This is a genomic window from Streptomyces flavofungini (assembly GCF_041028215.1).
GTDB lineage: Bacteria > Actinomycetota > Actinomycetes > Streptomycetales > Streptomycetaceae > Streptomyces > Streptomyces flavofungini_B.
In genome coordinates, this window is the sequence record NZ_JASKYR010000206.1 from 1 (window position 1) to 11,335 (window position 11,335).

Consider the following 11,335-nt stretch of genomic DNA (forward strand, 5'->3'; position numbering starts at 1 on the left):
CCCCACCATTCCGCGGCGACGGCTCAAGATCGAATTCCCCGTCCCGGGCCCCGAGCACGAAGGCCCGCCACTCCGCCTCGGTGTACCGCAGCACCGTCTCCGGATCGAGTGAGGACCGCATGGCCACCGCACCGGCCGGGAGGTACGCGATCTCGACCCGCTCCTCGTGCTCCTCCGTGCCCGGAGCGCTCTGCCACTGGACGTCCGAGATGTCCAGGCCGTACAGCTCCTCCTTCTCGCGTTCCTTGCGTGCTTTGTCCTGCGCCTCTGTCATGGCGGAACGGTCCCTTCACGGCGTACGGCGTACGAAAGAGCTGTGCCGGTAGCCTACTGGGGCACTCCGCCCCTGTTCAGGCCTTTCGCAGGTCCGGGGGTCGCTGCCCCGTAGGGCGCGGGCCGGACCCCCACCCCCCGACTGGTACCCTGTGTGACGACCGTCTTTCTATGTACGGTCCATTCCCGGCCTCACGAGTCACGGAAGCTCCCCTGAGATGTAGACCAGGGGCACTCGGAGGCACTCGAAACATCACGAGGAGTACGCGTGTCGCTCGACGCCGCTACGAAGAAGCAGATCATGACCGAGTTCGGCCAGAAGGAGGGCGACACCGGCTCCCCCGAGGTTCAGGTGGCGCTGCTCTCTCGCCGCATCTCGGACCTGACCGAGCACCTCAAGACCCACAAGCACGACCACCACTCCCGTCGTGGTCTGCTGATCCTGGTCGGCCAGCGTCGCCGCCTGCTGCAGTACCTGGCCAAGAAGGACATCCAGCGCTTCCGCGCGCTGGTCGAGCGCCTGGGCATCCGCCGCGGTGCGGCGGGCGCCAAGTAAGACGACGTGAAGGGAGCGGTTCCCACTCGAAGCACTCGAAGGGGGCCGCTCCCTTTGCTGTACGTGCGCAGTGTCACCGGCGCTTTGTAGTCTGGTGACAGCAGGGAGAGGCGCACCCAGCCGCCGCCGGTCCTCGGTAGTGGCCCCCGGAGAGATCACCGGGAGCTTCGATCGAAGACCGGCCCGCACACACGGCGCGCTTCTCCGCACAGTCCCTGTCCATGGAAGGACGCACGGGACGCCGCCCCGGGCCACACGGGCCCACGGGCGAGAAGACGAAACGTAGACACGTAGGAGAACAGTGGAGAACGAGACCCACTACGCCGAGGCCGTCATCGACAACGGCACGTTCGGCACCCGCACCATCCGCTTCGAGACGGGCCGCCTGGCCCGTCAGGCCGCCGGCTCCGCCGTGGCCTACCTGGACGACGACACGATGGTCCTCTCGGCCACCACCGCGTCCAAGAAGCCCAAGGACCAGCTCGACTTCTTCCCCCTCACGGTGGACGTCGAGGAGCGGCAGTACGCTGCGGGCAAGATCCCCGGTTCCTTCTTCCGTCGTGAGGGCCGGCCCTCCGAGGACGCGATCCTCACCTGCCGCCTGATCGACCGCCCGCTGCGTCCTTCCTTCAAGAAGGGCCTGCGCAATGAGATCCAGGTCGTCGAGACGATCATGGCCCTCAACCCCGACCACCTGTACGACGTGGTCGCGATCAACGCCGCCTCCTGCTCCACCCAGCTCGCGGGCCTGCCCTTCTCGGGCCCGATCGGCGGCACGCGCGTGGCGCTCATCAAGGGTCAGTGGGTCGCCTTCCCGACGCACACCGAGCTTGAGGACGCCGTCTTCGACATGGTCGTCGCGGGTCGCGTCCTGGAGGACGGCGACGTCGCGATCATGATGGTCGAGGCCGAGGCCACCGAGAAGACCATCGAGCTCGTCAAGGGCGGCGCCGAGGCGCCGACCGAAGAGGTCGTGGCCGCCGGCCTGGAGGCCGCGAAGCCCTTCATCAAGGCCCTCTGCAAGGCCCAGTCGGACCTCGCCGCCAAGGCCGCCAAGCCCACCGGCGAGTTCCCGATCTTCCTGGACTACGAGGACGACGTCCTGGAGGCCCTGACCGCCGCGGTCAGGAACGAGCTGGCCCAGGCGCTCACCATCGCGGGCAAGCAGGAGCGCGAGACCGAGCTGGACCGCGTCAAGGCGCTGGCCGGCGAGAAGCTGCTCCCGCAGTTCGAGGGCCGCGAGAAGGAGATCTCCGCCGCGTACCGCTCGCTGACCAAGACCCTGGTCCGCGAGCGCGTCATCAAGGAGAAGAAGCGGATCGACGGTCGCGGCGTGACCGACATCCGTACGCTGGCGGCCGAGGTCGAGGCCATCCCGCGCGTGCACGGCTCGGCGCTGTTCGAGCGCGGCGAGACCCAGATCCTGGGTGTCACCACGCTGAACATGCTCCGCATGGAGCAGCAGCTCGACACCCTCTCCCCGGTGACGCGCAAGCGCTACATGCACAACTACAACTTCCCGCCGTACTCCACCGGCGAGACCGGCCGCGTCGGCTCCCCGAAGCGCCGCGAGATCGGCCACGGCGCCCTCGCCGAGCGCGCGCTCGTGCCGGTGCTCCCGACGCGCGAGGAGTTCCCGTACGCGATCCGTCAGGTGTCCGAGGCCCTCGGCTCCAACGGCTCGACGTCCATGGGCTCGGTCTGCGCCTCCACCATGTCGCTGCTGAACGCCGGTGTGCCGCTGAAGGCCGCCGTCGCCGGTATCGCCATGGGCCTGATCTCCCAGGAGATCGACGGCGAGACGCACTACGTCACCCTCACCGACATCCTCGGTGCGGAGGACGCGTTCGGTGACATGGACTTCAAGGTCGCCGGTACGAAGCAGTTCGTGACCGCGCTCCAGCTCGACACCAAGCTCGACGGCATCCCCGCCTCGGTCCTGGCCGCCGCGCTGAAGCAGGCCCGCGACGCCCGCCTGCACATCCTCGACGTGATGAACGAAGCGATCGACGTCCCGGACGAGATGTCGCCGAACGCGCCGCGCATCATCACCGTCAAGATCCCGGTGGACAAGATCGGTGAGGTCATCGGCCCCAAGGGCAAGATGATCAACCAGATCCAGGAGGACACCGGCGCCGACATCACGATCGAGGACGACGGCACCATCTACATCGGTGCCGCCGACGGCCCGGCCGCCGAGGCCGCCCGCGCCACGATCAACGGCATCGCCAACCCGACCATGCCGGAGGTCGGCGAGCGCTACCTGGGCACCGTCGTGAAGACGACGACCTTCGGTGCGTTCGTCTCCCTGCTCCCGGGCAAGGACGGCCTGCTGCACATCTCCCAGATCCGCAAGCTCGCCGGCGGCAAGCGCGTGGAGAACGTCGAGGACGTCCTCGGCGTGGGCCAGAAGGTCCAGGTCGAGATCGCCGAGATCGACTCCCGCGGCAAGCTCTCCCTCATCCCCGTCATCGAGGGCGAAGAGGGCGACGAGAACGCCGCCGACAAGAAGGACGACACCGACAAGTGACGTCGCGTAGCACCACGACGACGGCCCGCACCTCCTCGGAGGCGCGGGCCGTCGCCCGTACCCAAACCCTCATCAAGGGCGAGCACGGCATCGGCACGGTCCGCAGGACGACCCTCCCCGGCGGTCTGCGCGTCGTCACCGAGACCCTGCCCTCCGTGCGCTCGGCGACCTTCGGCATCTGGGCGAACGTCGGCTCACGCGACGAGACCCCGTCGCTGAACGGCGCCACGCACTACCTGGAGCACCTCCTCTTCAAGGGGACCAGGAAGCGCAGCGCCCTCGACATCTCGGCCGCGCTCGACGCGGTCGGCGGCGAGATGAACGCCTTCACCGCCAAGGAGTACACGTGCTACTACGCGCGCGTGCTCGACACCGACCTGCCGCTCGCCATAGACGTCGTCTGCGACATGCTGACGGGCTCCCTGATCCGCCAGGAGGACGTCGACGCCGAGCGCGGCGTCATCCTCGAAGAGATCGCGATGACCGAGGACGACCCCGGCGACTGCGTGCACGACCTGTTCGCGCACACGATGCTCGGCGACACCCCCCTCGGCCGCCCGGTCCTCGGCACCGAGGAGACGATCAACGCCCTCACCGCCGACCGCATCCGCCGCTTCTACAAGAAGCACTACGACCCCACCCACCTGGTGGTCGCCGCCGCGGGCAACGTGGACCACAACAAGGTCGTGCGCCAGGTCCGCGCCGCCTTCGAGAAGTCCGGCGCGCTGCGGCACACCGACGCCGTCCCGGTGATCCCGCGCCAGGGCTCCCGGACGCTGCGCACCTCGGGCCGCGTCGAGGTCATCAACCGCAAGACCGAGCAGGCCCACGTCATACTCGGCATGCCGGGCCTGGCCCGCACCGACGACCGCCGCTGGGCCCTCGGGGTGCTCAACACCGCCCTCGGCGGCGGCATGTCCTCCCGCCTCTTCCAGGAGGTGCGGGAGAAGCGCGGCCTCGCCTACAGCGTGTACTCGTACACCTCGGGCTTCGCCGACACCGGCCTCTTCGGGGTGTACGCGGGCTGCCGCCCGAGCCAGGTGCACGACGTGCTGAAGATCTGCCGCGACGAGCTGGACCAGGTCGCGGAGCACGGTCTGACGGACGACGAGATCAGCCGCGCCATCGGCCAGCTCGCGGGCTCCACCGTCCTCGGCCTCGAAGACACCGGCGCCCTGATGAACCGCATCGGCAAGAGCGAGCTCTGCTGGGGCGAGCACATGTCGGTCGACGCCATGCTGGCCAGGATCGCGGCGGTCACCCCCGACGAGGTGCGCGAGGTGGCCCGTGACGTCCTGGGGCACCGCCCGTCCCTCGCGGCCATCGGCCCGCTCAAGGACAAGCAGGCGGCCCGCCTCCACGACGCTGTCGCCTAGCCCTCGCCCTCCGCGGGGCGCTGCCCCTTGCGGCCCTCCGGGCCCTACCCCTTAAGGAATGAAGGACATGAGCAAGCTGCGCGTGGCGGTCATCGGTGCCAAGGGACGCATCGGTTCCGAGGCCGTGAAGGCCGTCGAGGCGGCCGAGGACATGGAGCTGGTCGCCGCCCTCGGCCGCGGCGACGAGCTGACGTCGATGGTGGACAACGGCGCCCAGGTCGCGGTCGAGCTGACCGACCCCGACTCGGTGATGGCCAACCTCGACTTCTGCGTGGGCCACGGCATCCACGCCGTCGTCGGCACCACCGGCTGGACCGACGAGCGCCTCGCGCGGCTGCGTACGGCCCTGGACGCGTCGCCGGAGACGGGCGTGCTCATCGCTCCGAACTTCTCCATCGGCGCCGTCCTGACGATGAAGTTCGCGCAGATCGCCGCGCCCTACTTCGAGTCCGTCGAGGTCATCGAGCTGCACCACCCGAACAAGGCCGACGCCCCCAGCGGCACCGCCACGCGCACCGCCCAGCTCATCGCCGAGGCCCGGCGGCAGGCGGGGAGCGCCGCGCAGCCCGACGCCACGAAGACGGCCCTGGACGGCGCGCGCGGCGCGGACGTCGACGGCGTCCCGGTCCACTCCGTGCGGCTGCGCGGCCTTCTGGCGCACCAGGAGGTGCTGCTCGGCGGCGAGGGGGAGACCCTGACCGTCCGGCACGACTCGCTGCACCACAGCAGCTTCATGCCGGGCATCCTGCTGGGCGCCCGCCGCGTGGTGACCACCCCGGGCCTCACCTACGGCCTCGAACACTTCCTGGACCTCGGCTGAGCCAGGAAGGGACCAGGGAAGAGATCCGGGGAAAGACCCGGGAAGAGAACCGGGAAGAGAACCTGATGCGAGCCTCCTCGCGAGCGAAGATCACCTACGCCGTCACGGCCGCCGTCCTGGTCGTCTACTTCGTCCTGGTCGGCAGCCGCGGCGTGCTGCTGATCAAGCACGGCACCCTGCTCACCGTCACCTTCGGTGTCGCGGTGCTGATCCTGCCGGTCATCGGCGTCTGGTTCCTCTGGCAGAACACCCGGTTCGTGCAGCGCGCCAACCGGCTTGCCGCCGAACTCGACGCCGAAGGCGGCCTGCCGGTCGACGAGTTGCGGCGTACGCCCGGCGGCCGCATCGACCGCGACTCCGCCGACGAGGTCTTCGCCCGCCGCAAGGCCGAGACGGAGGACACCCCGGACGACTGGCGCTGCTGGTTCCGTCTCGCCGTCGCCTACCACGACGCCAGGGACACGCCCCGCGCCCGCAAGGCCATGCAGCGGGCCATCGCCCTGCACGAGGACCGGCCGGTGAACGTCTGACGGGGTGCCGCAGACGCAGCGGATGCCCGCGCGCGCCTCGGCGGGTGCCGTGCCGTCAGGCGGTGGCGCGGTACTCGTCGGCCCACACCTCGATGGAGTCGGCCGCCTGGTTGAACGCCTCGTGCCGGGCGAGGAAGTCGGCGTTCCGGTCGGTGAGCAGCGGACGCTGTCCACCGGCCGCCTGACCACGCCGTACGAGGATGAGTGCCTGCCCCTGCACCGTGCGGGGCAGGCCGAGCCAGCGCACGGGCTGCTGGGCGGTCCGCACGGCCGCGACCTGTGCCCACGGCACGGTCTGCGTGGACAGGAAGCCGACCCGGCGCACGCCGTGCGCGCTCACCCAGGTGCCCATGCGCAGCATGCGCAGGGAGCAGGCGATGATGACCAGGGCCAGCGCGGCGCAGATCGCGGCGCCCGCGAGCGAGTCCGCGAACGCGATGATCACAGCGGCGAACAGCACGAACGAGGCGAGCAGCAGCAGAAGGGCCGCGGTACCCACCCGCCAGGGGCCCGGCCGGTAGGGCCGACGCCACTGGTCGCGGTCGTCGAAGGGCAGCGCGGCGTCATGCGCCGCGTCGTCGAAGGCGCGGTCCGCGGTCAGGAAAGGCAGGGGCACGGGCTGGTCCTCACTTGATCACCGCATGAGCTGTGCCCGGTGAGGCTATCGAGCCGTGCCCCCTGCCACCACCCTTGGGGGTCCGGACGAGTCAACGCCCGGATTGGGCGGGTTTTGCCCGGTCAGCGCCCGTCCGAGGCCTCGGACTGCTGAGTGTGCGCCGGTGACTGGCCGGGCGACATCGCGGGCATCCCGAAGAGCAGGGATCCCACGAGACCGGCGACGACGGTCAGGCCGATGAGCGTGCGGCCCACTATCTGACTTGCCGTGGCGCGCTCGGGGGGCGGGGGAGTGACGTTGCTGCGGAACTTGTCGGCTTCGGCGATGAAGGCGAACGGGACGGGCTCTCGCCGACGGAACATGGGACGCGCTTCTCCTCACGGGTCTCGAACGTTCTCTCTTGCCTAGACAGACGCTCGAATCGCCCAAAAGGTGCCCTGTTTCAGCAAATTAGTCGAAGAATGTCGCGGCCGGTCACCGAACGGCCGATTGTCGGTGCCGGGCCATAGAGTGGGCGCCGCCCCGAGTGACGCACATGGAAGGACCCCCGCCAGTGAGCGAGACCCCCACCGAAGACCTCAAGCCCAGCTTCCGCAGCGAGGTCACCGTCGAGCTGGTGAAGCACGCCGCCACCGACTCCGACGTCCTGTGGGCCGCCCGCGTCTCGACGGCGGGCGAGCAGTCCCTCGACGAGCTCCAGAAGGACCCGGAGCGCTCCAAGGGCCTGATCAACTACCTGATGCGGGACCGCCACGGCAGCCCCTTCGAGCACAACTCGATGACGTTCTTCATCAGCGCCCCCATCTTCGTCTTCCGCGAGTTCATGCGCCACCGCGTCGGCTGGTCGTACAACGAGGAATCGGGCAGGTACAGGGAGCTGGAGCCCGTCTTCTACGTGCCGGACGCCTCCCGCAAGCTGGTCCAGGAGGGCCGCCCCGGGAAGTACGTCTTCGTCGAGGGCACCGAGGCCCAGCAGGAGCTCACGGGCCGCGTCATGGAGGACTCCTACCGCCAGGCGTACGAGGCGTATCAGGAGATGCTCGCCGCCGGTGTCGCCCGCGAGGTCGCCCGCGCGGTGCTCCCCGTAGGCCTCTTCTCCTCGATGTACGCGACGTGCAACGCCCGCTCGCTGATGCACTTCCTCGGCCTGCGCACGCAGCACGAGCTCGCCAAGGTCCCGTCCTTCCCGCAGCGGGAGATCGAGATGGTCGGCGAGAAGATGGAGCAGCACTGGGCCGAACTGATGCCGCTCACCCACGCCGCCTTCAACAAGAACGGCCGAGTGGCCCCGTAACGCCCGACATGCGGTGCCATGAGGCACTGATGTGCGGATGGCGGGAGCGAAGTGTCCGGATTGCGGCACTTCGTGAAGTTCGCCTAGCCTGAACAAACGGACCCGGTACTGCCTGAACCCCCGAGCAGGCAGTGCCGGGCTCCGCATCCGTCAGGCCCGCTCACGTCCCCCGAGGGGGGACCCCGCACTGAGCAGCGAGTAGCGTGTTACCCATGGCTCCGACCTCCACTCCGCAGACCCCCTTCGGGAGGGTCCTCACCGCCATGGTCACGCCCTTCAAGGCGGACGGCGCACTCGACCTCGACGGCGCGCAGCAGCTCGCCGCCCACCTGGTGGACGCAGGCAATGACGGCCTGATCATCAACGGCACCACCGGTGAGTCCCCGACCGTGAGTGACGCGGAGAAAAACGACCTCGTACGAGCCGTACTGGACGCCGTCGGAGACCGCGCCCACGTCGTCGCGGGCGTCGGCACCAATGACACCCGCCACAGCATCGAGCTCGCCCGCGCCGCCGAGCAGGCGGGCGCCCACGGCCTCCTGACCGTCACGCCGTATTACAACAAGCCCCCGCAAGAGGGACTTCTCCGGCACTTCACGGCGATCGCCGACAGCACCGAGCTGCCGGTCATGCTCTACGACATCCCGGGCCGCAGCGGCGTACCGATCAACACCGAGACGATCGTCCGCCTCGCCGAGCACCCCCGGATCGTGGCCAACAAGGACGCCAAGGGCGACCTCGGCCGCGCGAGCTGGGCCATCGCCCGCTCGGACCTCGCCTGGTACTCGGGCGACGACATGCTGAACCTGCCGCTCCTGTCCGTCGGCGCGTGCGGTTTCGTCTCCGTCGTCGGCCATGTCGTCACCCCCGAACTGCGCGCGATGCTCGAAGCGCACCTCTCGGGCGACGTCCAGAAGGCCACCGAGATCCATCAGAAGCTGCTGCCCGTCTTCACCGGCATGTTCCGCACCCAGGGTGTGATCACGACCAAGGCGGCGCTCGCCCTCCAGGGCAGGCCCGCGGGGCCGCTCCGGCTCCCGATGGTCGAGCTGACGCCCGAGGAGACGGACCAGCTCAAGATCGATCTCGCCGCCGGCGGGGTACAGCTCTGATCACAGACTTCACAACTGAATAAGCGACATCCGCGGGCCCCGAGCCCGCACCCACCCAACAACTGCTCACGCACGAACGTCACGCGCGCCACGTGCCCCGGAGGTACGTGGCGCGCGTGGTGAGGAGAGTCTTTTGAGTCATCCGCATCCTGAACTCGGCGCCCCGCCGAAGCTCCCGAAGGGCGGCCTGCGGGTCACCCCGCTCGGCGGCCTCGGTGAGATCGGCCGCAACATGACCGTCTTCGAGTACAACGGTCGCCTCCTGATCGTCGACTGCGGAGTGCTCTTCCCCGAGGAGGAGCAGCCCGGAATCGACCTGATCCTGCCGGACTTCTCGTCCATCAGGGACCGCCTGGACGACATCGAGGGCATCGTGCTCACGCACGGCCACGAGGACCACATCGGCGGTGTCCCCTACCTCCTGCGCGAGAAGCCGGACATCCCGCTGATCGGCTCGAAGCTGACCCTCGCCCTGATCGAGGCGAAGCTCCAGGAGCACCGCATCCGTCCGTACACGCTCGAGGTCGTCGAGGGCGACCGCGAGCACCTCGGCCCGTTCGACTGCGAGTTCGTCGCGGTCAACCACTCCATCCCGGACGCCCTGGCCGTCGCCATCCGCACCCCCGCGGGCATGGTCGTCGCCACCGGCGACTTCAAGATGGACCAGCTCCCGATGGACGGCCGCCTGACCGACCTGCACGCGTTCGCGCGGCTGAGCGAGGAGGGCATCGACCTCCTCCTCTCCGACTCCACGAACGCCGAGGTACCGGGCTTCGTCCCGCCCGAGCGCGACATCTCGAACGTGATCCGGGGCGTCTTCGCCGGTGCCCAGAAGCGCATCATCGTGGCGAGCTTCGCCAGCCACGTGCACCGCATTCAGCAGATCCTGGACGCCGCCCACGAGTACGGGCGCAGGGTCGCCTTCGTCGGCCGCTCCATGGTCAGGAACATGGGCATCGCACGCGACCTCGGCTACCTCCGGGTGCCGCCGGGCCTCGTCGTCGACGTCAAGACGCTCGACGACCTGCCCGACAGCGAGATCGTCCTGGTCTGCACGGGTTCCCAGGGCGAGCCCATGGCCGCGCTCTCCCGCATGGCCAACCGGGACCACCAGATCCGCATCGTCCAGGGCGACACGGTGATCCTGGCGTCGTCCCTCATCCCCGGCAACGAGAACGCGGTCTACCGCGTGATCAACGGCCTGACCCGCTGGGGAGCCAACGTCGTCCACAAGGGCAACGCGAAGGTGCACGTCTCCGGCCACGCGTCGGCCGGCGAGCTCCTGTACTTCTACAACATCTGCAAGCCCAAGAACCTGATGCCGGTCCACGGCGAATGGCGCCATCTGCGCGCCAACGCCGAGCTCGGCGCCCTCACCGGCGTCCCGCACGACCGCATCGTGATCGCCGAGGACGGCGTCGTCGTCGACCTCGTCGAGGGCAAGGCCAAGATCGTCGGCAAGGTCCAGGCCGGTTACGTGTACGTCGACGGCCTCTCGGTCGGCGATGTCGGCGAGCCCGCGCTGAAGGACCGGAAGATCCTCGGCGACGAGGGCATCATCTCCGTCTTCGTCGTCGTGGACTCGAGCACCGGCAAGATCACCGGTGGTCCGCACATCCAGGCCCGCGGCTCCGGCATCGAGGACGGGGTGTTCGGCGGCGTCGTCCCGAAGATCCAGGAAGTCCTGGAGAAGTCGGCCCAGGACGGTGTCGTCGAGCCCCACCAGCTCCAGCAGCTCATCCGCCGCACGCTGGGCAAGTGGGTGTCGGACAACTACCGCCGACGCCCGATGATCCTGCCCGTGGTCGTCGAGGTCTGATCCTCCCGACCGCACGGACTCCGAGCGGGGCGCCTCGATTTGCATCGGGGCGCCCCGCTCCGTTAGGTTTACGGCTCCGCCCAACCGGGAAGCACCGCGCACGCATGTGCCGGAGGCCGATCCGAGCGGGGCGGGAATTCGGACTCAGAACCTCTGATAAAGTCTGAATCGCCGGAAAGGGAAACGCGAGAGCCGAAAGGCCGAGCGGGAACCGGAAAGGCACCGAGGAAATCGGACGCGAAAGAGTCTGATAGAGTCGGAAACGCAAGAACAGAAGAAACACCGAAGGGAAGCGCCCGGAGGAAAGCCCGAACAGGGTGAGTACAAAGGAAGCGTCCGTTCCTTGAGAACTCAACAGCGTGCCAAAAGTCAACGCCAGATATGTTGATACCCCGACCCACCGGAGTGA

The 11,335-nt window shown here is 68.9% G+C and carries 11 protein-coding genes; 8 read left to right on the forward strand and 3 right to left on the reverse strand.

Going from position 1 to position 11,335, the window contains the following annotated elements; all coding sequences use genetic code 11:
* A partial coding sequence (locus AB8Z36_RS16440; protein ID WP_369214056.1) for a DUF397 domain-containing protein occupies positions 1–274 on the reverse strand: 274 nt, incomplete at its 3' end.
* Positions 275–541: 267 nt separating this feature from the next.
* Here AB8Z36_RS16440 and rpsO point away from each other — a divergent pair.
* The 5 genes from rpsO to AB8Z36_RS16465 all read left to right on the forward strand — a co-directional run bounded on the left by rpsO (position 542) and on the right by AB8Z36_RS16465 (position 6,085).
* Positions 542–829 carry a 30S ribosomal protein S15 gene (gene rpsO, locus AB8Z36_RS16445; protein ID WP_055568703.1) on the forward strand — a complete coding sequence of 96 codons (288 nt, stop codon included), beginning with the start codon at positions 542–544 and terminating at the stop codon, positions 827–829.
* 301 nt (positions 830–1,130) lie between these two features.
* On the forward strand, positions 1,131–3,359 hold the full coding sequence (locus AB8Z36_RS16450) for a polyribonucleotide nucleotidyltransferase (protein ID WP_369214057.1): 2,229 nt from the start codon (positions 1,131–1,133) through the stop codon (positions 3,357–3,359).
* The gene (locus tag AB8Z36_RS16455) at positions 3,356–4,735 is read left to right on the forward strand and encodes a M16 family metallopeptidase (RefSeq protein ID WP_369214058.1); all 1,380 of its coding nucleotides are present in this window, start codon (positions 3,356–3,358) and stop codon (positions 4,733–4,735) included. Before AB8Z36_RS16450 ends, AB8Z36_RS16455 begins: the two co-directional genes overlap by 4 nt.
* Before the next feature lie 67 nt (positions 4,736–4,802).
* The gene (gene dapB, locus AB8Z36_RS16460; protein ID WP_369214059.1) at positions 4,803–5,555 is read left to right on the forward strand and encodes a 4-hydroxy-tetrahydrodipicolinate reductase; all 753 of its coding nucleotides are present in this window, start codon (positions 4,803–4,805) and stop codon (positions 5,553–5,555) included.
* Between the two features lie 65 nt (positions 5,556–5,620).
* A complete protein-coding gene (locus AB8Z36_RS16465; protein WP_369214060.1) occupies positions 5,621–6,085 on the forward strand; it encodes a hypothetical protein in 465 nt (154 codons plus the stop codon).
* Positions 6,086–6,140: 55 nt separating this feature from the next.
* On the opposite strand, the gene AB8Z36_RS16470 is transcribed toward AB8Z36_RS16465, so the two are convergent.
* Positions 6,141–6,701, reverse strand: a complete 561-nt coding sequence (locus AB8Z36_RS16470; protein WP_369214061.1) for a PH domain-containing protein — start codon at positions 6,699–6,701, stop codon at positions 6,141–6,143.
* Positions 6,702–6,823: 122 nt separating this feature from the next.
* Positions 6,824–7,063: a hypothetical protein gene (locus tag AB8Z36_RS16475; protein WP_369214062.1), complete on the reverse strand. Its 240-nt coding sequence runs from the start codon at positions 7,061–7,063 to the stop codon at positions 6,824–6,826.
* Positions 7,064–7,254: 191 nt separating this feature from the next.
* Here AB8Z36_RS16475 and thyX point away from each other — a divergent pair, with 191 nt between their 5' ends.
* The 3 genes from thyX to AB8Z36_RS16490 all read left to right on the forward strand — a co-directional run bounded on the left by thyX (position 7,255) and on the right by AB8Z36_RS16490 (position 10,926).
* Complete coding sequence (gene thyX / locus AB8Z36_RS16480) at positions 7,255–7,995, forward strand: FAD-dependent thymidylate synthase (protein ID WP_369214063.1); 741 nt, start codon at positions 7,255–7,257, stop codon at positions 7,993–7,995.
* 212 nt (positions 7,996–8,207) lie between these two features.
* Positions 8,208–9,107, forward strand: a complete 900-nt coding sequence (gene dapA, locus AB8Z36_RS16485) for a 4-hydroxy-tetrahydrodipicolinate synthase (protein ID WP_369214064.1) — start codon at positions 8,208–8,210, stop codon at positions 9,105–9,107.
* Positions 9,108–9,240: 133 nt separating this feature from the next.
* Positions 9,241–10,926: a ribonuclease J gene (locus AB8Z36_RS16490; RefSeq protein WP_369214065.1), complete on the forward strand. Its 1,686-nt coding sequence runs from the start codon at positions 9,241–9,243 to the stop codon at positions 10,924–10,926.
* Positions 10,927–11,335 lie beyond the last annotated feature (409 nt).